The 21,764-nt window shown below is 69.1% G+C and carries 22 protein-coding genes and 1 pseudogene; 14 read left to right on the top strand and 9 right to left on the bottom strand.

Annotated features, from left to right (window positions below; translation table 11 throughout):
- Positions 1-21 precede the first annotated feature (21 nt).
- The 8 genes from urtA (at position 22) to BLR05_RS17740 (ending at position 8,309) form a co-directional block, all read left to right on the top strand.
- The gene (urtA, locus tag BLR05_RS17775; RefSeq protein ID WP_092836719.1) at positions 22-1,290 is read left to right on the top strand and encodes an urea ABC transporter substrate-binding protein; all 1,269 of its coding nucleotides are present in this window, start codon (positions 22-24) and stop codon (positions 1,288-1,290) included.
- Positions 1,291-1,496: 206 nt separating this feature from the next.
- Entirely contained in the window at positions 1,497-2,411 is a 915-nt protein-coding gene (urtB, locus tag BLR05_RS17770) for an urea ABC transporter permease subunit UrtB (protein WP_092836716.1), read from the top strand.
- A gap of 43 nt (positions 2,412-2,454) precedes the next feature.
- Complete coding sequence (urtC, locus tag BLR05_RS17765) at positions 2,455-3,672, top strand: urea ABC transporter permease subunit UrtC (RefSeq protein ID WP_092836713.1); 1,218 nt, start codon at positions 2,455-2,457, stop codon at positions 3,670-3,672.
- Between the two features lie 28 nt (positions 3,673-3,700).
- The gene (gene urtD, locus BLR05_RS17760) at positions 3,701-4,444 is read left to right on the top strand and encodes an urea ABC transporter ATP-binding protein UrtD (RefSeq protein ID WP_092836710.1); all 744 of its coding nucleotides are present in this window, start codon (positions 3,701-3,703) and stop codon (positions 4,442-4,444) included.
- A 430-nt stretch (positions 4,445-4,874) separates the two neighbouring features.
- Positions 4,875-5,564: an urea ABC transporter ATP-binding subunit UrtE gene (gene urtE, locus BLR05_RS17755; RefSeq protein WP_092836707.1), complete on the top strand. Its 690-nt coding sequence runs from the start codon at positions 4,875-4,877 to the stop codon at positions 5,562-5,564.
- A 27-nt stretch (positions 5,565-5,591) separates the two neighbouring features.
- Positions 5,592-6,818 (top strand): formamidase, encoded by a 1,227-nt coding sequence (gene fmdA / locus BLR05_RS17750; protein WP_092836704.1) that lies wholly within the window; start codon positions 5,592-5,594, stop codon positions 6,816-6,818.
- 28 nt (positions 6,819-6,846) lie between these two features.
- Positions 6,847-7,212, top strand: a complete 366-nt coding sequence (locus BLR05_RS17745; RefSeq protein WP_092836701.1) for an FmdB family zinc ribbon protein — start codon at positions 6,847-6,849, stop codon at positions 7,210-7,212.
- A 62-nt stretch (positions 7,213-7,274) separates the two neighbouring features.
- Positions 7,275-8,309: an aliphatic amidase gene (locus BLR05_RS17740; protein WP_092836698.1), complete on the top strand. Its 1,035-nt coding sequence runs from the start codon at positions 7,275-7,277 to the stop codon at positions 8,307-8,309.
- 32 nt (positions 8,310-8,341) lie between these two features.
- On the opposite strand, the gene BLR05_RS17735 is transcribed toward BLR05_RS17740, so the two are convergent.
- Together BLR05_RS17735 and cynR are read right to left on the bottom strand one after the other, a co-directional pair.
- Positions 8,342-8,857: a hypothetical protein gene (locus BLR05_RS17735; RefSeq protein ID WP_092836695.1), complete on the bottom strand. Its 516-nt coding sequence runs from the start codon at positions 8,855-8,857 to the stop codon at positions 8,342-8,344.
- Positions 8,854-9,783, bottom strand: coding sequence for a transcriptional regulator CynR (gene cynR, locus BLR05_RS17730; RefSeq protein WP_092836692.1), 930 nt, complete (start codon positions 9,781-9,783; stop codon positions 8,854-8,856). Before cynR ends, BLR05_RS17735 begins: the two co-directional genes overlap by 4 nt.
- A gap of 126 nt (positions 9,784-9,909) precedes the next feature.
- On the opposite strand from cynR, the gene BLR05_RS17725 reads away from it, so the two are divergent.
- Complete coding sequence (locus BLR05_RS17725) at positions 9,910-11,121, top strand: muconate/chloromuconate family cycloisomerase (protein ID WP_092836689.1); 1,212 nt, start codon at positions 9,910-9,912, stop codon at positions 11,119-11,121.
- A gap of 65 nt (positions 11,122-11,186) precedes the next feature.
- Entirely contained in the window at positions 11,187-12,236 is a 1,050-nt protein-coding gene (locus BLR05_RS17720; RefSeq protein WP_244160127.1) for a tripartite tricarboxylate transporter substrate binding protein, read from the top strand.
- On the opposite strand, the gene argC is transcribed toward BLR05_RS17720, so the two are convergent.
- Positions 12,208-13,164: an N-acetyl-gamma-glutamyl-phosphate reductase gene (gene argC / locus BLR05_RS17715; RefSeq protein ID WP_092836686.1), complete on the bottom strand. Its 957-nt coding sequence runs from the start codon at positions 13,162-13,164 to the stop codon at positions 12,208-12,210. The two genes, BLR05_RS17720 and argC, sit on opposite strands and share 29 nt — an antisense overlap.
- 114 nt (positions 13,165-13,278) lie before the next feature.
- On the opposite strand from argC, the gene BLR05_RS17710 reads away from it, so the two are divergent.
- Positions 13,279-14,172, top strand: a complete 894-nt coding sequence (locus tag BLR05_RS17710; protein WP_092836683.1) for a LysR family transcriptional regulator — start codon at positions 13,279-13,281, stop codon at positions 14,170-14,172.
- A 39-nt stretch (positions 14,173-14,211) separates the two neighbouring features.
- On the opposite strand, the gene BLR05_RS17705 is transcribed toward BLR05_RS17710, so the two are convergent.
- Positions 14,212-14,445: a hypothetical protein gene (locus tag BLR05_RS17705; RefSeq protein ID WP_092836680.1), complete on the bottom strand. Its 234-nt coding sequence runs from the start codon at positions 14,443-14,445 to the stop codon at positions 14,212-14,214.
- Between the two features lie 147 nt (positions 14,446-14,592).
- On the opposite strand from BLR05_RS17705, the gene BLR05_RS17700 reads away from it, so the two are divergent.
- On the top strand, positions 14,593-15,969 hold the full coding sequence (locus BLR05_RS17700; RefSeq protein ID WP_092836678.1) for an aminotransferase-like domain-containing protein: 1,377 nt from the start codon (positions 14,593-14,595) through the stop codon (positions 15,967-15,969).
- Between the two features lie 14 nt (positions 15,970-15,983).
- Here BLR05_RS17700 and BLR05_RS17695 read toward each other — a convergent pair.
- Both BLR05_RS17695 and BLR05_RS17690 read right to left on the bottom strand, forming a co-directional pair.
- A pseudogene (locus BLR05_RS17695) lies at positions 15,984-16,454 on the bottom strand (class I SAM-dependent methyltransferase); the annotation flags it as partial.
- Positions 16,455-16,463: 9 nt separating this feature from the next.
- Positions 16,464-17,357 (bottom strand): LysR family transcriptional regulator, encoded by an 894-nt coding sequence (locus BLR05_RS17690; protein ID WP_092836675.1) that lies wholly within the window; start codon positions 17,355-17,357, stop codon positions 16,464-16,466.
- Between the two features lie 144 nt (positions 17,358-17,501).
- On the opposite strand from BLR05_RS17690, the gene BLR05_RS17685 reads away from it, so the two are divergent.
- Positions 17,502-18,242 carry an SDR family NAD(P)-dependent oxidoreductase gene (locus BLR05_RS17685; protein ID WP_092836673.1) on the top strand — a complete coding sequence of 247 codons (741 nt, stop codon included), beginning with the start codon at positions 17,502-17,504 and terminating at the stop codon, positions 18,240-18,242.
- A gap of 45 nt (positions 18,243-18,287) precedes the next feature.
- On the opposite strand, the gene blaOXA is transcribed toward BLR05_RS17685, so the two are convergent.
- Entirely contained in the window at positions 18,288-19,118 is an 831-nt protein-coding gene (blaOXA, locus tag BLR05_RS17680; protein WP_196290533.1) for a class D beta-lactamase, read from the bottom strand.
- 60 nt (positions 19,119-19,178) lie between these two features.
- Positions 19,179-20,159, bottom strand: a complete 981-nt coding sequence (locus BLR05_RS17675; protein ID WP_092836667.1) for a GlxA family transcriptional regulator — start codon at positions 20,157-20,159, stop codon at positions 19,179-19,181.
- A gap of 104 nt (positions 20,160-20,263) precedes the next feature.
- Between BLR05_RS17675 and BLR05_RS17670 the strand changes: the two genes are divergently transcribed.
- Positions 20,264-20,725 (top strand): tautomerase family protein, encoded by a 462-nt coding sequence (locus tag BLR05_RS17670; RefSeq protein ID WP_092836664.1) that lies wholly within the window; start codon positions 20,264-20,266, stop codon positions 20,723-20,725.
- A 34-nt stretch (positions 20,726-20,759) separates the two neighbouring features.
- Here BLR05_RS17670 and BLR05_RS17665 read toward each other — a convergent pair whose 3' ends face one another.
- Positions 20,760-21,701, bottom strand: a complete 942-nt coding sequence (locus BLR05_RS17665) for a LysR family transcriptional regulator (RefSeq protein ID WP_377778457.1) — start codon at positions 21,699-21,701, stop codon at positions 20,760-20,762.
- Between the last annotated feature and the right edge of the window lie 63 nt (positions 21,702-21,764).

The raw sequence follows: 21,764 nt of genomic DNA, 5'->3' as shown, positions 1-21,764 counted from the left end.
CCAGACGCAAGGAGCGCCTTCATGAAGCACCCCCTCGACCCCCGGAACGTTTCTCCCCTGGCCAGCGCCGACGCGGGCCGCCGCCGCCTGCTGCAGGCCATGGGCGCCGCGTCCATCGCCGGCCTGCCGGCCTGGGGACATGCCCAGCCCACGGCGCAGGTCAACACGACCAAGCTGGCCGTGACCGACACCGAGGTGACGGTGGGCCAGCTGCATTCGGCCACGGGCACGATGGCGATTTCGGAGACGGGCTCCATCCAGGCCGAGCAGCTCGCCATCGACCAGATCAACGCCATGGGCGGCGTGCTGGGCCGCAAGATCAAGGTCATCAAGGAAGACGGCGCCTCCGACTGGCCCACCTTCGCCGAGAAAGCCAAGAAGCTGCTCATCAACGACCACTGCGCAGCCGTGTTCGGCTGCTGGACCAGCGCCTCGCGCAAGGCGGTGCTGCCGATCTTCGAGAAGGAGAACGGCCTGCTGTACTACCCCACCTTCTACGAAGGCCTGGAGCAGTCGAAGAACGTGATCTACACGGGCCAGGAGGCCACCCAGCAGATCCTCTACAGCCTGGACTGGGCGCAGAAGGAGAAGAAGGCCAAGACCTTCTTCCTGATCGGTTCGGACTACATCTGGCCGCGCACCTCGATGAAGATCGCGCGCAAGCACATCGAGAACTTCCAGAAGGGCAAGGTCGTCGGCGAGGAGTATTACCCGCTGGGCAGCACCAACTTCGGCTCGCTGATGAACAAGATCAAGGTGCAGAAGCCCGATTGCATCTTCGTGGCAGTGGTGGGCGGCTCCAATGTGGCCTTCTACAAGGCGCTCAAGGCCGCCGGCATCACGGGCGACAAGCAGCTGCTGGTGACGCTGTCGGTCACCGAGGACGAGATGACCGGCGTGGGCGGGGAGAACTTCGCGGGTTTCTATTCGTCGATGAAGTACTTCCAGTCGCTGGACAACGAGAACAACAAGAAGTTCGTGGCCGCCTTCAAGGCGAAATACGGCCCCAACGCGGTGATCGGCGACGTGACGCAGGCCGGCTACCTGGGCCCCTGGCTCTGGAAGGCCGCGGTGGAGAAGGCCAAGAGTTTCGACGTGGACAAGGTGGTGGCCGCATCGCCCGGCATCGAGCTCAAGACCGCGCCCGAAGGCTACGTGAAGGTGGACGCCAACCACCACCTGTGGAGCAAGTCGCGCATCGCCCAGGGCCTGCCGGACGGCACGTTCAAGGTGGTGTCCGAGTCGCCCGAGCTCATCAAGCCCGATCCGTTCCCCAAAGGCTATCAGTAAGCCACCCCCTGAAGCGCTGCGCGCCTTCCTCCCTCTCTCGCTGCTCGGGAGGGAGACGACACCTTCGGTGCGGGGCGGCCCTTCCTCGGTGTCTCTGGCCTTTGGCCGCGAAGGCCTTCGATGCCGCGCCCGGTGCGGGCCGCTGCGGCGGCTGGTGCCGGCGCAGATCGCATTTTCCCCCTTGGCTTGCACGCAGGAGCTGCACCATGACTTTCTCCGAGATGATGAACATCGGCCTGATGCAGGGTTTCGCGGGCCTGAGCCTGTTCGCGGTGCTGCTGCTCATGGGCCTGGGGCTGGCGATCATCTTCGGGCAGATGGGCGTGATCAACATGGCGCACGGCGAGTTCATGACCATCGGCGCCTACACCATCTACCTGGGCTCGACGCTGACGGCGCAGTACGCGCCCGGCTTCATGCCGTTCTACTTCCCGCTGGCCATCGTGGCGGCCTTCGGTTTCGCCTTCGTGGCCGGCTGGCTGGTGGAGTGGGGGCTGATCCGCCACCTCTACAAGCGCCCGCTGGATACGCTGCTGGCCACCTGGGGCGTGAGCCTGGCGCTGCAGCAGTGCTTCCGCACCTTCATCGGCCCCAAGGAAGTGAGCCCCACGCTGCCGGACTGGCTGATGGGCTCCTGGGCGCCGGCCGAGGGGCTGGACATTCCCGTCAACGGCCTGTTCGTGCTGGCCCTGACCGTGGTGGTGACGGCCGGCGTGCTGATCGCGCTGCACCGGAGCCGCTGGGGCCTGCGGGTGCGCGCCACCGTGAGCAACCGCGTGATGGCCAACGCCATCGGCATCGACACGAAGAAGACCGACCGCCTCACCTTCGCCATCGGCTGCGGCATCGCCGGCGTGGCGGGCGCGGCCTTCACCACCATCGGCTCCACAGGGCCCACCTCGGGTTCGCTCTACATCGTCGATGCCTTCCTGGTGGTCACCTTCGGCGGCGCGGCCAGCCTGCTGGGCACGGTGGTGTCGGCCTTCGGCATCGCGCAGACGCAGTCGATCACCGAGTTTTTCCTGGCCGGCTCCATGGCCAAGGTCATCACGCTCTCGCTGATCGTGCTGATCCTGATGGTGCGGCCGCAGGGGCTGTTCGCCTCCAAGGTCCGCCGCTGAACCGGCGCGCTCCCGTCCTTTCCGCATCCACCGGAGTCCTCCCATGAACGCCCTCAAAGCCTGGGTCCAGCGCTACCAGCTCGCCAGCCTGGTGCTGCTCACCGTGCTGCTGGCCGTGGTCCTGCCGCTGGCCCTCGACGTCTTCCGCCTGAACCTGGTGGGCAAGTACCTGACCTATGCCTTCGTCGCCATCGGCCTGGTGATGGTGTGGGGCTACGGCGGCGTGCTGAGCCTGGGGCAGGGCGTGTTCTTCGGCCTGGGCGGCTACGCCATGGCCATGTTCCTGAAGCTCGAGGCATCCGACCCCATCAGCACCAGGATCCAGTCCACCCCCGGCATCCCGGACTTCATGGACTGGAACCAGATCACCGCGCTGCCCTCGTTCTGGGTGCCGTTCAAGAGCCTGCCGTTCGCGCTGGCCGCCGTGGTCGTGCTGCCCACGCTGCTGGCCTGGATCGTGAGCTTCGCCATGTTCAAGCGCCGCGTGGGCGGCGTGTATTTCGCGATCATCACGCAGGCGGTGGCGCTGATCTGCACGGTGCTCATCATCGGCCAGCAGGGCTACACGGGCGGAGTGAACGGCATGACCGACCTGAAGACGCTCTGGGGCTGGGACACGCGCACCGACAGCGCCAAGGTCATCCTCTACTACGTGTGCGTGGCGCTGCTGGTGGCGTCCATCGTGCTGTGCCGCTACATCCAGACGAGCAAGCTGGGCACGCTGCTGCTGGCCATGCGCGACAAGGAAGACCGCGTGCGCTTCTCGGGCTACGACGTGGCCAACTTCAAGGTCTTCACCTTCTGCCTGGCGGCGGCGCTGTCGGGCATCGGGGGCGCGCTGTTCACGCTGCAGGTGGGCTTCATGTCGCCGAGCTTCGTGGGCATCGTGCCATCCATCGAGATGGTGATCTACGCTGCCGTGGGCGGGCGCATGAGCCTGGTGGGCGCGGTGTATGGCGCGCTGCTGGTGAACGCGGGCAAGACGTATTTCTCCGAGAGCTTTCCAGACCTGTGGCTGTTCCTCATGGCGGCGCTCTTCATCGGCGTGACCATGGCCTTCCCGATGGGGCTGGCCGGCCTGTGGGAAGAGCGCATCGTGCCCTGGTGGAAGGGCCGCCGCGAGGCCCTGCGCCGTGCCGCCGTGCCGGCACCCGCACCGTGGCCCGCACCTGCCGGGGAGCCGGAGGCTTCCACCGCTGCACCCCTGCCACCGGCCGCACCTGCTCCGCTGCCCCAGGGCACGCGCCACCAGGGCGTCTGAACCTCCACCACCGCGCAGGAGCCTTTGCATGAGCAATACCGACTTCGCCCTCGCCGTGGAAGACCTCACGGTGTCGTTCGACGGCTTCAAGGCCATCGACAACCTCACGCTCTACGTGGACCGCAATGAGCTGCGCGTGATCATCGGCCCCAACGGCGCGGGCAAGACCACGTTGCTGGACCTCATCTGCGGCAAGACGCGGGCCACCGGCGGCAGCATCAAGTTCAAGAACGAGGAGCTGACCCGCATGGCCGAGCACCAGCGCGTGCGCCTCGGCATCGGCCGAAAGTTCCAGACGCCGTCCATCTACGAGAACCTGTCGGTGTTCCAGAACCTGGAGGTGTCGTATCCCACGGGCCGCACGGTGTTCGGCGCGCTGGCTTTTCGCTGCACGGATGCGGTGAGGGAGCGCGTGCAGGCGGTGGCGGAGGACATCGGCCTGGCCCAGCGCCTGGAGACGGAGGCCGGGCTGCTGTCGCACGGGCAGAAGCAGTGGCTGGAGATCGGCATGCTGCTGATGCAGGAGCCCGAGCTGCTGATGCTGGACGAGCCGATCGCGGGCATGAGCGCGCGCGAGCGTGAGCTGACGGCCGAGCTGCTGGAGCGCATCTGCCGCAACCGCGCGGTGATCGTGATCGAGCACGACATGGAGTTCGTGAAGCGCATCGCGCACAAGGTGACGGTGATGCACCAGGGAAAGATCCTGGCCGAGGGGCCGATGGACAAGGTGCAGGCGGATCCGAAGGTCATCGACGTGTACCTGGGGCATTGAGCATGCAGTGCGAACGACGGTTGCCTTCATTGCCCTGGTGTCCGAACGAAGGCCGCATGGCGCGTGGGTTCGGGGTGGCCCGTGGCGGCGGCATGCCCCGATCCGCGAATGTCCCCCGGCCTGCGGCCTCCTCCTTGATTTCGCTGCGCGGGGCATGCCGCCACCACGGGCAAACATCGCCGCGCCTTCTCCATGGCCGGCAAGGCAGAGCGGTGAACAGGCCGGGAGTGCCGGGTGGCCCCTGCAGCGAAATAAAGGAGGAGGCGAAGCCGGGGGACATTCGCGGAAGGGGCCACCCGGCGATCCCGGCCCGGGCTCCCATCCCGCACATCAAGGACTCTGCAGCGACGGCGACTGAAACAACGCAGAGCAAGCACATCCGCGCCGACGACGTACCAAGCACCCCAAAGCACCCCCCAGGAGCGATCCCATGCTGAAAGTCACCGACCTCCACGTCGCCTACGGCCAGAGCGAGGCCCTGCACGGCATCTCGTTCGAAGGCCGCGCCAACGAAACCGTCGCCATCATGGGCCGCAACGGCATGGGCAAGACCACGCTCTTCAAAAGCCTCATGGGCGTGCTGCCCACCAAGAGCGGCAGCATCCGCGTGGCGGACCAGGACGTCACGCGCGACGAGAGCTTCCGCCGCGTCGCCAAAGGCATCGCCTACGTCCCCCAGGGCCGCATGATCTTCCCCACCCTCACCGTGGAAGAGAACATCCAGACCGGCCTGGAGAACGCCAAGGAAAAACGCATCCCCGACGAGATCTACGCGCTCTTCCCCGTGCTCTGGGACATGCGCCGCCGCAAGGGCGGCAACCTCTCCGGCGGCCAGCAGCAGCAACTCGCCATCGCCCGCGCCCTCGTCACCGACCCCAAGGTGCTGCTCCTCGACGAACCCACCGAAGGCATCCAGCCTTCCATCATCAAGGACATCGCCCGCGCGCTCAACGAGATCCGCCGGATGCGCCAGCTCACCATCGTCGTGTCCGAGCAGGTGCTGAGCTTCGCGATGGACGTGGCCGACCGGCTCTTCGTCATCGAAGGCGGCCGCCTGGTGCACGAGACCACCCGCGCCGGCACCGACCAGCAGCGCATCAAGTCCTACCTCTCCGTCTGACCACCATCCACCCCCAAGGAGCCCGCCATGACCGACACCCTCATCCAAGTCGACCTCACGAAGTCGCCCACCGAGAACGAGAACATCCACAACCGCTGGCACCCCGACATCCCGATGGCCTGCTGGGTGAACCCCGGCGACGACTTCATCCTGGAAACCTTCGACTGGACCGGCGGCTTCATCAAGAACAACGACAGCGCCGACGACGTGCGCGACATCGACCTGACCACCGTGCACTACCTCTCCGGCCCGGTGGGCGTGAAGGGTGCCGAGCCAGGCGACCTGCTCGTCGTGGACCTGCTCGACATCGGCGCCAAACAGGACAGCCTCTGGGGCTTCAACGGCTTTTTCTCCAAGAAGAACGGCGGCGGCTTCCTGACCGAGCACTTCCCCGAGGCGCAGAAGTCCATCTGGGACTTCAAAGGCATGTTCACCAGTTCGCGCCACATTCCCGGCGTGAACTTCGCCGGCCTCATCCACCCCGGCCTGATCGGCTGCCTGCCCGACCGGGCGATGCTCGACCAGTGGAACGCGCGCGAGCAGGCGCTGATCGACAGCGACCCCACCGCCGGCCTCGCCAACCCGCCGTCGCCCGGCACCGCGCACATGGGCAGGATGACCGGCGACGCGCGCGACAAGGCCGCCGCCGAAGCAGCCCGCACCGTGCCGCCGCGCGAGCACGGCGGCAACTGCGACATCAAGGACCTGTCGCGCGGCGCGAAGGTGTATTTCCCCGTCTACGTGGACGGTGCGGGCCTGTCGGTGGGCGATCTGCACTTCAGCCAGGGCGACGGCGAGATCACCTTCTGCGGCGCGATCGAGATGGCCGGCTGGGTGCATATGAAGGTCACGCTCATCAAGGGCGGCATGGCCAGGTACGGCATCAGGAACCCCATCTTCAAGCCCAGCCCCATCGTGCCCACCTACAACGACTACCTGATCTTCGAGGGCATCTCGGTGGACGAGGCCGGCAGGCAGTACTACCTGGACGTGAACGTGGCCTACCGCCAGGCCTGCCTGAACGCCATCGAGTACCTGAAGAAGTTCGGCTACAGCGGCGCGCAGGCCTATTCCATCCTGGGCACGGCCCCGGTGCAGGGCCACATCAGCGGCGTGGTCGATGTGCCCAACGCCTGCGCCACGCTCTGGCTGCCCACGCAGATCTTCGACTTCGACATCAACCCGAGCGCCAGCGGCCCCGTGAAGATGCTGGACGGCAGCATCGACATGCCCCTGTCGCCCGACCTTGCCTGAGAAAAAAGCGAACGGACGAGGCCCGCACATGCCCACCTACGACTACCACTGCGCGGAATGCGGCGGCTTCGACGCGCTGCGCGGCCTGGCCCAGCGCAACGAGCCCGCCGCCTGCCCGGAATGCGGCGCGCCGTCGCCCCGCGTGTTCGCCAGCGCGCCGCGGCTGGCCTGCCTGGGCCCGGAGCAGCGCCGCGCCCACGACACCAACGAGCGCGCCCGCCATGCGCCGCGCTCCTCGCGCGAGTCCGAGGCCGGCAGCTACGGCCGGCTGCGCCACCCCGCGGGGTGCGGCTGCTGCAGCAGTGGCGGTGGAGGCAAGCGCGGCGCCACGGTCACCGCGCCGGGCGGCGCCAAGGCATTCCCGTCGAAACGCCCCTGGATGATCAGCCACTGAAGCGCTGCGCCAGGACGGCCGCCCATCCCGTTCATTCATTCCCTACCCAAGGAGCCCGCGCCATGATCCACGGCGACATTTCGAGCAGCGACGACACCGTCGGCGTCGCGGTCGTCAACTACAGGATGCCCCGTCTGCACACCCGGGCCGAGGTGCTGGACAACGCCCGCAGGATCGCCGACATGCTGGTCGGCATGAAAACCGGCCTGCCGGGCATGGACCTGGTCATCTTCCCGGAGTACAGCACCCACGGCATCATGTACGACAGCCAGGAGATGATGGACACCGCCGCCCACATTCCCGGCGACGAGACCGAAATCTTCGCCGCCGCCTGCCGCAAGGCCAAGGTGTGGGGCGTGTTCTCGCTCACCGGCGAGCGGCACGAGGAGCACCCGCGCAAGGTGCCCTACAACACGCTCATCCTCATGAACGACCGGGGCGAGATCGTGCAGAAGTACCGCAAGATCATGCCGTGGACGCCCATCGAGGGCTGGTACCCCGGCGACCGCACCTACGTCACCGACGGCCCCAAGGGCCTGAAGATCAGCCTCATCATCTGCGACGACGGCAACTACCCCGAGATCTGGCGCGACTGTGCCATGCAGGGCGCCGAGCTGATCGTGCGCTGCCAGGGCTACATGTACCCGGCCAAGGAGCAGCAGATCCTGATGAGCAAGGCCATGGCGTTCGCCAACAACAGCTACGTGGCCGTGGCCAATGCGGCCGGCTTCGACGGCGTGTACAGCTACTTCGGCCACAGCGCGCTGATCGGCTTCGACGGCCGCACGCTGGGCGAATGCGGCGAGGAGGAAATGGGGGTGCAGTACGCCGCGCTCTCCAAACACCTGATCCGCGACTTCCGCCGCCACGGCCAGAGCGAGAACCACCTGTTCAAGCTGATGCACCGGGGCTACACCGGCTTGCTGAACTCGGGGGAGGGCGACCAGGGCGTGGCGGACTGCCCCTACGGCTTCTACCGCCAGTGGGTGACCGACCCGGCCGCCGCGCGCCGCACGGCGGAGGCCGTCACGCGCGGCACCGTGGGCACGCCGCAATGCCCCATCGACGGCATTCCCCGCGGGGCGCCGCAGTCCTGACGCTTCGCCGCGCTCCGGGCTTTCAACCGCTCTTACCGCCCCCTGGACGAATAATCGCTCTCGATCCACGCCAGCGCGCTGCCCTGGCTGAGCTTGAAGTTCGCCTCCACGCGCGCCTCGCCCAGCAGCTGGCCGGAAGCGTCATGCGCCGTCAGCATGGCGTACGGATATTCCTCATCCGGCACGATACGCAGCGCCACCCGGACTAAGTCGGCGCCGGAACCCACGGCCACCTCCTTGTGCAGCTGCGCGTGCAGTTGCTGCTCGTGGCGGCGCAGCACTTCGGAGGCGGTCTTGACCAGCGTGTGGAAGGCCGCCACGTCCAGCGGCTTGGGGTTCTTCTTGTCGCGGCCCATCGTCCACGGGCCGACCAGCGCCGGCTCGGATTCGCCGCGCAGCGTCATGGCCACGGCCCAGCCGTCGTCGTCTTCGTTCTTGATCACCTCGGCCGTCCAGCGTCCGTCGCTCCAAAGTCGTGCCTCCTGGATGGGCGCTGCGGTGGTCTCGGGGGATGCCCCGTCGGTCTTCTGCATGGGGGAGTCGTTCATCGCTGCATTGTCCGGCACGTGGCCGGCCGGCTGGCAGCAACGGTAGTGGCGCCCACCATCGGCCGCAGCCGCGCCACGAACTCCCGCGCTGCCGCGCTGCGCGATGCACCCCGGCGCCACAGCACGCCCGCGCGGCGCACGGTGGCGGGTTCGGTCAGCGTGATGGCGCGCATGCCCGGCCCGGCCTGGCCCGCCGCCCGCTCGGCCGCGATGGTGGCCAGTGGCCCGCTGCGGCAGGCGTGCAGCAGCGCGTCCACCGACTCCATCTCCACCCGCACCACGGGCGCCACGCCGGCCTGCGCGAAGGCCGCGTCGATCATGCGGCGCGTGGCGAAGCTCTGCGGCAGCAGCGCCAGCGGCACGCCGGCCAGCTCGCGCATGCGCAGGCTGCGGCGGCGTGCGAGCGCGTGGCCCGCGTGCACCACGAGCTGCAGGCGTTCCTCGAAGAGCGGCTCGGCCTCGATCTCCTCGCGGTGCGCGGGATGGAAGGAAATGCCCACGTCCAGCCGGCCGGCGATCAACTGCTCTTCGATCGGGCCGCCGCGCAGGTCGCGCACCACCACCTGCACGCCCGGGTAATCCGCACTGAAGGCGGCCACCGCATCCGGCACCAGGTGCGTGAGGAAGGTGGGAATCACACCGACGGTGAGCGTGCCCGCCTGTAGCCCCGCCATGTCGGCCAGCGCCATGCGGCCGGCCTCCAGTTCCTGCAGCGCGCGTGCCGCGTGGCTGCGGAATGCCATGCCCGCCTGCGAGAGCTTCAGCCCCCGCCCCAGCCGGTCGAACAGCGGCAGTCCCAGTTCGGCCTCCAGCTGCCGCAGCCCGTGCGACAGGGTGGATTGGGTGACGAACAGCGCGTCCGCCGACTGCGTGAGGTGCTCGGTCTCGGCCACGCTCAGGAAATAGCGCAGCTGGCGCAGCTCCATGGGGGCTCCTTGGGGAATGGGTGTTGTTGGGGGGCGAACGGTGCGGATGATCGTTCGATGGTATCGAATGAATCATGTCATATATACCATTGGATCGCAGGCTTTTCCCGGGATAAGGTGGCGCCCATGACCGCCATCCCCTCCGCCGGCCTGCGCATCGAGCGCATCGAGGCCCGCATCCTCGACATCCCCACCATCCGGCCGCACAAGTTCTCGTTCGGCGCGATCCACCGCCAGAGCCCGGTGGTGGTGCAGCTGTGGCTGGCGGACGGCGCCTGCGGCTTCGGCGAGGCCGCCACCATCGGTGGTCCTTCGTGGAACGAGGAATCGCCCGAAACCATCCTGCACGCCATCACGCAATACCTCGGCCCCGCGGTGGCCGGGCAGGACGCAGGCCGCTTCGAGCAACTGCTGGCGCGCATGGACGCCGTCTGCAAGGGCAACCGCTTCGCCAAGAGCGCCGTGGAGATGGCCGCCATCGACGCCGTGGCCCGGTCCCTGGGCCTGCCCGCCTGGCAGCTGCTGGGCGGCAAGCGGCACGAGAGCCTGCCGCTGGCCTGGACGCTCGCCAGCGGCGATTCGGCCCGCGACGTGGAAGAGGCCGAGCGCATGCTGGAGGCCCGCCGCCACCGCATCTTCAAGCTCAAGATCGGCGCGCGCGCCCCGCAGGACGACGTGGCCCATGTCACCCGCATCGCGCGCGGCCTGGACGGGCGCGCCGACATGACGGTGGACATCAACCAGGCCTGGGACGGCAACACCGCGCGCCGCTACGTGCCCCAGCTCATCGACGCGGGCGTGACCCTGATCGAGCAGCCCGTTGCCCAGTGGAACGTGGAGGCCCTGCGCCAGCTCACCGCCGGCCTGCCCGCCGGCGCGCTGGTGATGGCCGACGAGACCGTCTGCACGCCGCAGGACGCCATGCTGCTGGCGCGGCAGGGCGCCTGCCACGTCTTCTCGCTGAAGGTGGCCAAGCACGGCGGCCTGCTGCGCACCCGCGCCGTCGCCGCCGTGGCCGAGGCCGCGGACATCGGCTGGTACGGCGGCACGATGCTGGAAACGTCGCTGGGCAGCGCCGCATCGGCCCACGTCTTCGCCACCCTGCCCGGCACGCACCACAACTGCGAGCTGTTCGGCCCGCAACTGCTGGTCAACGACATCGTCGCCACGCCCATGGCCGTGCGCGACTTCGCGTTGCAGCTTCCCGACGGCCCCGGCTTCGGCGTGGAGGTGCTGCCCGAGGCCCTGCACCGCTTCGACCGCGCCCGCGAAGGCCTCGCGCCCGTGCACGTGGACATGGGCCGCCAGGCGGCCGCCTCCGCCGCACCGGCCGACTGACGCCAGCGCTGCCCTTTCATCCCTCCAATCCTTCATCGCGCCCTATAAATCCGGAGACAAGTCCCATGCCATCCATCCGCGCCCAGGCCCTGCCGTTCGCCCACACTCCCACGCGCCGCCGCGCCCTGGCCCTCGCTGCGGGTGCCGCCGCCACCGCCGCGGCCGCCCTGGCGGGCGTGCTGCCCGCGCCGGCCCATGCACAGCAGGCCGACGCCGCCGCATGGCCCTCCAAGCCCGTCCGCTGGGTCGTTCCGTTCCCGCCCGGCGGTGCCATGGACGTCATCGCCCGCACCCTGGGCGAGCGTGCCGGCCGCACCCTGGGCCAGCCCTTCGTGATCGAGAACCGCCCCGGCGCGGGCGGCAACATCGGCGCGGACGCCGTCGCCAAGTCGCCGGCCGACGGCTACACGATCATGATCACCTCCATCGGCATGGCCACCAACAAGGCGCTCTACGCCAGGCTGAGCTACGACCCGGTGAAGGACTTCGCGCCCGTCAGCCTGCTGGCCATCGTGCCCAACGTGCTCGTGGTGCACGCCAACAGCCCGGACAAGACGGTGGCCGACGTGATCGCGCACGCCAAGCGCGAGCCCGGCAAGCTCACCTACGCCTCGGCCGGCAACGGCACCTCCATCCACCTGGCCGGCGAAGTGTTCGCCTCCATGGCCAGGCTCAACCTGCTGCACGTGCCCTACAAGGGCAGCGGCCCGGCCATGACCGACATGCTGGGCGGGCAGGTGGACCTGATGTTCGACAGCATCACCTCCGCCGCCCCGCACATCCAGTCCGGCAAGCTGCGCGCCCTGGGCGTCACCAGCGCCAAGCGCTCGGCCACGCTGCCTAACGTGCCCACCATCGCCGAGGCCGGCGTGCCCGGCTACGAGGTTTCGCCCTGGTTCGCCGTGTTCGCCCCGGCCGGCACGCCCGCGCCCATCGTGCAGAGGCTCAACGCCGCCCTGCTGGACGCCATGAAGCAGCCGGACACCAAGGCCCGCTTCGACGCCATCGGCGCCGAGCCCATCGGCAGCACGCCCGCGCAGCTGGCCACGCACCTGGACAAGGAAATGGCGCGGTGGGGAACGCTGATCAAGGACCGCAACATCCGGATGGATTGAATCCCGACCCTCCCAGCATCAGGTCGAGGTTCTGTACCGCCGCACCCGCGGCGCCCTTGCCCAGGTTGTCGAATACCGCAGTCAGCAGGACCTGCTCCTGCCGGGGCTGGCCGAACACCGCCAGTCGCACGTGGTTGGTATCGTTGAGCGCACGGGGGTCGAGCCGCTGTGCGTCCGCGTCGTCAGCCAGCGGCTGCAATTCGACGCAAGGCTGGCCGGCGTACCGCGCCTGCAGCGCGGCGTGCAGGTGCCCGGTGGTCACACCGGCGGGCAGCAGGCGAAGGTGCAGGGCGATGGTCACCACGATGCCCTGCCGGTAGTTGCCATAGGCCGGCACGAACGCCGGGGCATGCACCAGGCCCGAGTGTTGCCGGATCTCCGGCACGTGCTTGTGGTGCAGGCCGAGGCCATAGACCTGGAACGGCACGGCGGTCGATGCGTTCGCGCCTTCATGGTCCTGAAGGCCCGTGCGGCCCCGTCCCGAGTAGCCCGATACCGCATGGATGGCCACCGGGTAGTCGGCCGGCAGCAAGCCGGCGTCGATCAGCGGCCTGAGCAGCATCAACGCGCCGGTCGGGTAGCAGCCCGGATTGCTGACACGGCGGGCATTCGCGATGCGATCGGCCTGGCCCGCTTCCAGCTCCGGCAGCCCATAGACCCAGCCCGGAGCAGTGCGATGCGCCGAACTGGCATCGATGATGCGCACGCCGGGCCGGCGTACCCACGCCACGGCTTCACGCGCGGCGTCGTCCGGCAGGCACAGCAAAGCGATGTCGCAGTCGTTGAGCGCTTCGGCCCGGTGCACGGCGCTCTTGCGTTGCTCGGCCGGCAACTGCAGCAGGCGCAGATCGTCGCGGCCTGCGAGCCACTGGCGTACCTGCAGACCGGTGGTGCCCTGGTCACCGTCGATGAATACATGGGGGGTCATTGCGTGCTCCGTGGGTGTGTGGGGCGCATGGTGCAACGCAAGACGCATGCAGGTCAGTTGAATCTGGCAAACTGGAGATTCATGAATCCTGAATAGGCGGTACGCCGTCAAGCCATGCGCGAAATCAATCTCGACCGTCTGCGCACATTGCTGGCGGTGGCGGATCTCGGATCCTTCGCCGCAGCCGCGAAGGCGCTGCACCTGGCGCCGCCCACGGTGACGCTGCATGTGGCACAGCTGGAAGCCCGCCTGGGTGCACGCCTGCTGCACCGCACGTCGGCCGGCGCCAAGCCGACGTCGGCCGGCAGTCTGTTGATCGACAGGGCGAGACGGCTGTTGGCCGAGGCCGACGATCTTCTGCAGTCCGTGGAGCGGCAGATCGCTGCGCGAGGCGGTCGCGTGCGCCTGGGCGCATCCACGGGCGCACTGGCGCACCTGCTGCCCCGGGCACTGGAAACCCTGGCTGCCCGGCATCCGGAGATCGACGTGCAGGTCGGAGTGATGACGAGCGAGGAAGCCCTGGTGCGCCTGGCGGCCGGCAGCCTGGACATCGGCATCGTCGCGCTGCCGCAGCCGGTGCTGCGCGGCCTGCAGGTGCAGGCCTGGCGCCAGGACCCGGTGCTGGCGTTCATCCCGGCTGCCTGGAAGCCGCCGCGGCATGTCACGCCGGCCTGGCTCGCTGCCCGGCCGCTGATTGCCAATGACAGCGGCACGCGGCTATCGCGCCAGACGGCTGAATGGTTCGCCGCCGGCGGCGAGCGGCCCAAGGCACGCATCGAGTTGAATTACAACGATGCGATGAAGAGCCTGGTGGCCGCAGGCTACGGTGCCGCATTGCTGCCCCACGAAGCAGGCGCGCCGCAGCCCGATGCCCGCATCAGTACCCGGCCATTGCGCCCGCCGCTGTCCAGGGCGCTGGGCATCGCACACCGGACCCGCCTAGATGACGACGCAACGGCGGTGACGCTTCAGGCCTTGCTGGACATGGAGCATGGCGGGAGGGCATAGACCCCCTGCCTGGCAGGCCGCCCCGCCCGGCCTCGGCCATCACGGCAGGCTCAGGTCCATCCCGAGATGCCTGGCCAGGGCGAACGTCAACCACAGCACCACCGCCAGCGCCAGCAGGAAGGCAGCACCGAGCTTGCAGGTGGTCAGCAGCAGCGCGCGCCTGTCCATCCTCTTGCCGCCCTGGTCGTAATGCCACTTGATGGCGAAGAACATGCACGTGCCGAACACGAGCACTTTGAACACAATGAAGACTACGGGGATCCAATCGATCATCTGGGGAGCTTCCGGGCCGGCGGCCTGATACGGTGCATGGGTGGCGGCAGGGGAGAATGCAGGGGTGCCGCCGCCGCCCGCTCCGGGACATGGTACGCAGAAGCAATATCCATACATCCACGGCCCACGCTGCCATCCATCCCAGCCATGCAAGACGACAACGCGCCCCTCTGGCTGCCGCGACTGGCCGCGCAGGGCGGGCCCCGCTTCCTGCAGATCGCGGATGCCCTGCAGGCCGCGGTGGCGGACGGATCCCTGGCCCCGGGCGACCGCCTGCCGCCGCAGCGCCTGCTGGCGGCACGGCTGGGCGTCGATCTCACGACCATCACGCGCGCCTACGACGAAGCCCGGCGCCGCCACCTGCTGGAGGGGCGCGGCGCCCGGGGCACCTATGTCGCGGCGCCGAAGGTCGAATGGACCCCGATCCTCGACCTGGGCATGAACATCCCCCCGCCACCGGAGGGCGTGGACTTCGATGAGCTGCTGAGGCAGGGCGTGTCGCAGGTCCTGATGCGGGCGGATGCCGGGTTGCTGATGACCTACCACCCGGGCGGCGGCAGCGAGGCCGACCGTGGGGCCGGGGCCCGATGGATCGCACCGATGCTGGGCGATGTGGAGGCGGGGCAGGTCGTCGTCTGCCCCGGCGCGCAAGCGGCCATCGCCGCACTGGTCCTGGCGCTGACGGAGCCGGGCGATGCGATCCTCGCGGAGCCCGCCAGCTATCCCGGCCTGCTGGCGGCCGCGGCGCAATTCGGCCGGCGCATCGTGGCGGTGGAAGCGGACGGGCACGGCATGGTGCCCGAGGCGCTGGAGCAGGCGTGCCGGCAGCACCGGTCCGGGCTGGTGTATCTCAACCCGACACTGCAGAACCCGACCGCCGTCACCATGCCGGAACACCGGCGCAAGGCCCTGGCCGGCATCGCGCAGCGCTGCAATGTGCGCATCATCGAGGACGACCCGTACTGGCTCCTGGCCGATGCCCCGCCGCCACCCATTGCCACGTTCGCACCGGAACGGGTGACCTACCTCTCGACCCTGTCGAAATGCCTGACGCCCGGCCTGCGCGTCGCCTTCGTCCTGATGCGTGACCTGCACGAGCGCGAACGTTTCCTGGCCGCGCTGAGGGCCTTCGCGCTGATGGCCGCGCCCCTGACGGCCGCACTGGCCACGCAATGGATCCTCGACGGCTCGGCGGCCGGGCTGATGGGGGGCGTGCGCAAGGAAGCGCGCCTGCGCCACCGGATGGCGGGGGATCTTCTGGCGGGGCGGTACAGCGGCGCGGGAGACGGCCTGCATGTATGGCTGGAGTTGCCGGGGTATTGGAGTTCCTCGCAGCTGGCGCGGGCCGCCCGCAGCGAAGGCATCGCGGTGATGCCGGCGGAGGCCTTCGCCATGGGCGGCGGAGCGGTGCATGCGAATGCCATTCGGATCTCGCTGGGCAGCATTCAGGACCGTGGGTGTCTGCAGGCGGGGCTGCGGACGCTGTCTGGTCTGTTGGCGCGGCGGCCCGAACGGGCCAGTTGATTGCGTCCTGGCGTGCCGCCGGGCACGAGCACGCGCGCGCACTCCCGCCCCACGGGCCGCACATTCGGCACGTAGCAGTTGGAGATGGGGTGGAAGATCAGGTCGAAGCTGCCATCGGCGAACACGCCCAGGTCCCGCATGTCACCCTGGACGCAGCGCAGGTCCAGCCGCTCCCGCTCGGCCACGGCGCGGTCCTGCGCGAGCTGGCCGGCCGAGGCGTCGTACACCGCCACCTCGGCGCCCGCCGCCGCGAGGATGGGGGCCTGCTGGCCCCCTCCGGCGGCCAGGCAGAGGATGCGCAGGCCGGCGACCTGCTCCAGCCATCCCGCGGGCAGCGGGCCCGGCGTGAGGTGGACCTGCCAGCGTCCGGCGCGCGCTTCGGCGATGGCTTCGGGGCCGACCGGGGCGGACCATTCGCAGCCCTGTGCGGCCTGGCGGTCCCAGGCGGCCTGGTGGTGGGCGAGGATGTCGATGGGGTGGTGCATGGCGGGATCTCAGCGATTGCAGCGCAGGAGCAGGAAGTCGATGAAGGCCCGCAGCTTGCGCGGCACGTGGACGCGGGTCGGGTAATAGAGGTAATAGCCGGGAAACGCCGGCCACCAGGCCTCCAGCAGCGGCACGAGCCGGCCATCGGCGATCTCGTCCGCCACCATGGCCTCCATGGGGCAGGCGATGCCCACACCGGCCCGCAGCGCGGCCATCATGGTGGCACCATCATTGGTCACGACCGGGCCGCGCGTCTCGATCGTGAAGTCATGGCCGTCGCGCGCGTATTCCCACCGGTAGATGCCGCTTTGCAGCCGGACCTGGATGCAGCGGTGATCGCGCAGGGCATCCGGCGTGAGCGGCGCCTGGCGCCTGGCCAGATAGCTTGGCGCCGCCACCGTGGCCAGGCGCTGCCGGGGCCCCAGCGGCACGGCGACCATGCCATCGACCAGGTCCTCCCCCAGCCGGATGCCCGCGTCGAAGCCGCTGGCGACGAGATCGAGCAGCGCGTTGTCGCAATGGAGTTCGAGCACGATGTCCGGACAGGCATCGGCAAAGGCCGCCAGATGGGGCTGCAGCACCGACATCACCGCCGAATGGGAAACGTTCAGGCGCAGTTGGCCGGCAGGATGCTGCCGGGATTCATCCAGGCCACCGATGGCTGCGGCGAGTGACGCCAGCCCCGGCGTGGCCTCGTCAAGAAAGCGCTGGCCCGCTTCGGTCGGGCGCACGTGGCGCGTCGAGCGCTCCAGCAGCCGCACCTGCAGGCGGGCCTCCAGGGTGCGCATGGACTGCGACAGGGCGGAAGGCGAGACGCCGAGCTCCGCCGCGGCGCGCGTGAAGCTGCCGTGGTGCGCCACGCGGGCGAACGACGCGATGGCAGGGAGCAGGTCGGGTGACATGAGGGAGATGCCGTGCGCAGATCATGAAGCTATGCTTCAAACCAGTATGAGCATAACCGTGTTTTTCTGGATCAACCATCGGCCTAACCTGCGAGCCAGGCCGTGTCGTCCGACGCGGCGTTTCTTGCAAAGGCATATCCGGAAATGACAGTTCTCCAAGGCAAGGTTTCCCTCGTGACCGGGGCCTCCAAAGGCATCGGCAGGGGCATCGCATTGCGGCTGGCCGCAGAAGGCGCGGCTGTCGTCGTCCACTACGCCAGGGCGGCGGACGATGCGGAGGCCGTGGTGCGGCGGATCGCCGAGGCGGGCGGCCGTGCCATTGCCGTCCAGGCCGATCTGGCGCGACCCGAACAGATCGGGCCCCTGGTCGAGGCAGCCATCACGCATTTCGGCCGGCTCGACATCCTCGTCAACAACGCCGGCATCTACGCCGCCGGTGCGCTGGACACGATCACGGCCGAGCAATTCGATGCGCACTACCACCTCAACGTCCGCGGGCTCCTGCTGGCAACGCAGGCGGCCGCCCGCGTGATGCCGGCGGGCAGTGCCGTCGTCAACATCAGCTCCGGCGTGGCGAAGAGCCCCGGGGGCGCCCTGCATGTCTATGCCAGCACCAAGGGGGCGGTGGACGTGCTGACGCGTTCGCTGGGCATCGAGCTGGGTCCCCGCGGTATCCGGGTCGTCGGCATCGCGCCCGGCTTCGTGGAGACGGACGGCAATGCCCACCTGGCCGAGGACCTTGCTCCATCCCTGGTCGCGAAGACGCCCCTGGGCCGGACGGGGTTGCCGGCCGACATCGCGGCCGCCGTCGCATTCGCGGTTTCGCCGGATGCCGCCTGGGCGACGGGCACGACGATCGACGTGGCGGGCGGGCTGGTGTTCTGACTCCCGCGCCCTCAGTCCTGCGCGGCCTGGTGGTGGGCGAGGACGTCAATGGCGCGGTGCATCGCTGGCATGGATCAGGGTGGGGAGCTCCTTCAGGAGACCGTCGCGCGCACGCAGCCCCGCATTGGGGGCCGTGGGCTGGTCGTCCTGGATCAGGCGGGCGAAAACCACCGTGCGGGACGCCGTGGTCGCCCAGCCCACGAACCATCCGTAGGCACGTGCCGGGTCGTACCGCCCGTCCATGCCGGGCGAGCCGGTGCCGGTTTTCCCGTGGACCTCGATGCCGGGCTCGCCGGGTTCGATGCGGGTGATGCGGCCGGTCATCTCGTAGGCCTGCGGCTTGACGGGCAGCTGCCGGTTCACGATCTTTTCCATGAAGCGCACCTGCTCCAGCGGAGAAATCCGCAGGGATGCATTGATCCAGGCGCCGGATGTCCCGTTGTGCTTGCCGGCCTCGCCGGAGACATCCTCGTTACCGTACTGGAAGGCGCGGGTGTACTGCTGGAACCGGGCCTCGCCCAGCTGCCCGGCGATCTGCTGCGAGAACCAGACCACGGAGTACTTCATCCAGCGGGCCGGGTCGGTCGTCTGGCGCCAGGGCTCCCCGCCCCAGTCCGCATAGCCCTGCCGGAAAGGCCAGGCAGGGGCATGGTCGTCCTGCAGGATGCCCGCATCGAAGCCCATCAGGCTCAGCGCGATCTTGAAGGTCGAGGCCGGCGTGACCCGGGTCGTGCAGTCGCCTTCCTGCACGAGGATCTTGCCGGTGGAGGCCTCCGCTGCGACGGTGCAAAGGGTTCGGGTGGCGGCGGGTGCGCTTCCTGCCGCAACGGCCAGGAGCGCGCCTGCCATCCAGCGTCTCAGTGATTCAGCGTTCATGGTTTCGACTTTCAGCTTGATTTCGAGGACGGTGCCAGCGCCTTCGGTAGCGGGTGGGGATCAGCGCCAGTTCTCCCTGGTGCGAAAGGCGCTGGGATTGGCCCCGGCACCCCGGCGCATCAGCCGCCGCAATGCCGTCGCATCGATGTACCCCACCTCCTGCGCGACCAGGTCCACCGGCATCCGGCTGTTCTCGATCAGCAGGCGGGCCCGGTTCAGGCGGACGGCCTGGACCAGGGCCAGGGGGCTCTGGCCGGTGGCGGCGCGCACGTGGCGAGCCAGCGTGCGGGGCGACATGGCGAAGGCATCCGCCAGTTCGCTGACGCTGGGGGGATGGGGCAGCGCAGATTCGATGGACGCGGTCAGGCGCCCGATCAGCTCGTTGCCGCCGGCCAGCATGGCCGGCACCATGAACCGCGACTGCGCCTGCCGGCCGTCGATCAGCAGCACTTTGCCCACCGCGTCGGCCAGGGCGGCGGAGAACCGCACGCGGATGAGGTGCAGCATCAGATCCGTCTGCGCGAAGGCCGCCCCGGCGGTGGTCACCGGGCCGTCACTGACCACCATGCGGTCGGCATCCACCGCGCAGTCGGGCTGGAGCCGGCGCAGTTCCGGCGCCAGCCACCACGACGTGGTGGCGCGGCGTTTGCGCAGCAGGCCCGCGGCCTGCAGCAGGAACACGGCGGAACAGGAGGCCGCCACCGTGCCGCCGCCAGCGACGTGCCGGGCCAGGCGCCCGGCGGCCTGGTGGGCGGCCGGGCCGGACAGACGGGCCGCGACGTCGCCGGGGCTGTCCACGCTCAGCCCCGGCACGACCCAGGTGGACGGATCGGCTGGCGCGCGCACGGGCATGCGCGTGGTGGCGATGCCCAGCCCGCCGGAAAGCGGCACGGCCCCGCCATCGGGCGACACGACGCGCCACCGCGGAGGCGGCAGCTTGCAGCGCGGCGCCAGCGCCGCTGCTGCCTGGAGCATGTCCTGCGTGAGCGCGACGCTGGCGGCATAGGTGCCGGGCAGCACGAGAAGGGTGAAGTCGTGCATGGCGGATTTGGCTGGAAAAATGTCCAAACGGACACTCGCAGTCTAGCGGCGGGCGAGGTGCAATGGCGGTGTCTTGCTTACCCAACCCATTGCCATCGACCACCATGCCCCACATCATCGTTCGCATTCCCAAGGACTCCTATCCCGGCGAGGCGCGCGCTGCGCTTGTGCGCGGCATCAACGAGGCTGCGGCGCTGGCCGAGCAGATTCCGGCAGATCCACGCAAGCGCATGCTGTGCTGGGTGCTGATCGAAGAAGCCGCTTCCGGCGCCTGGACCTGCGGCGGCGCCGACCTCACTGCACAGCTGCTGCCCTGCGTGGCCTGGGTCTATCTGCCCACGGGTGTATTGGATGACGCCTCGCGGGCCGTGTACGTGCAGGCGCTGCACCAGGCGTTTCAGCGATCGATGCCGGCACAGGACATGCGCCGGCTCGCCAGTTCGGTGATCCTGCAGGAAGTCGCCGATGGCACATGGGGCGTCAATGGGGCGGTATGGACACTGCCCAGGTTCGCGGAAGCGGCGGGCTTCGCCCATCTGCAAGGGCTGGTGAACCACGGCGGCTGACCGGCTGGGTGGCGGCAGGGGCCGCGCCGGCCTGCTACGGGCCCGTGCCAGAAGGGGCCATGTCCGCCCCCGCCTGGAACACCCGCGCAAAATCGCAGCACGACTGCGCCAGCATGATCACCGACCCCACCAGCGCGCTGCGCTGGTCCCCGCGCACCATCGCCACGTAGGGCACGGGCGGCAGCGGCGGCTGCACGTCGATCTCGGCCAGCATGCCGGCGGCGACCAGGGGGGCGAGGCACTGGCGGGGCAGGTAGCTCACGCCCAGGCCGGAGATGGTGAGGCCGGCCAGCGCGATCAGGTTGCTGACCACCAGGGTGTCCGCGGGCTCCACGCCGCGCTCGCGCATCCAGCCGTCGTAGATGCGGCCGGTGCCGGAGGCGTTGCCCTGCACCAGCAGGCGGTGGGCGGCCAGGTCGTGCAGGCGCACGGGGCGGCCGGGGGCGGGCGGCTGCACGAGGCCGGGACGGCACATCCAGGCGCTTTCGACCTGTCCCACGGGCTTGGCGGGCAGGCGGCTGTCGGCGAAGGCGTCGGGCACGATGATGAGGTCCAGCGCGTCGGCCAGCAGTTTGTCGCGCAGGGGCACGCTGCCGTCCACGTCGGGCTCCAGCGTGACCTTGGGGTAGTGCGCGCGCACCAGTGCCACCAGGCGCGGCAGCCAGGTCATGGCCGTGAGTTCCGTCACGCCGATGCGCAGGCGGCGCTCGATCACCCCGGGCTTGCCGAACTGCTCCACCGCCGCATCGCGCTCGCGCAGCAGCTTGCGCGCGAGCATGAACATCTCCTCGCCTTTTTCGGTCAGGCGGGCGCTGCGCTGGCTGCGGTCGAACAGGGCGGTGTCGAAGATCTGCTCCAGCTCGTGCACCCGCTTGGAGATGGCGGACTGCGTGGTGTGCAATTTGCGGGCGGCAGGCGCGAAGCCGCCGAGCTGGCCGATCCAGTACAGGGCTTCCAGCTGCTTGAAGGTCATCATGGCGGTCTCGATTCATCGCTTTTGTTCATGCGATTCGAGCACAAAAAATCGCTTTTCGAGAAA

It is taken from the genome of Paracidovorax cattleyae (assembly GCF_900104515.1).
In the GTDB taxonomy this organism is placed as follows: Bacteria; Pseudomonadota; Gammaproteobacteria; order Burkholderiales; family Burkholderiaceae_C; genus Paracidovorax; species Paracidovorax cattleyae.
Note: the sequence above shows the minus strand (reverse complement) of the source record. Positions and strands in the feature narration are given on the sequence as shown.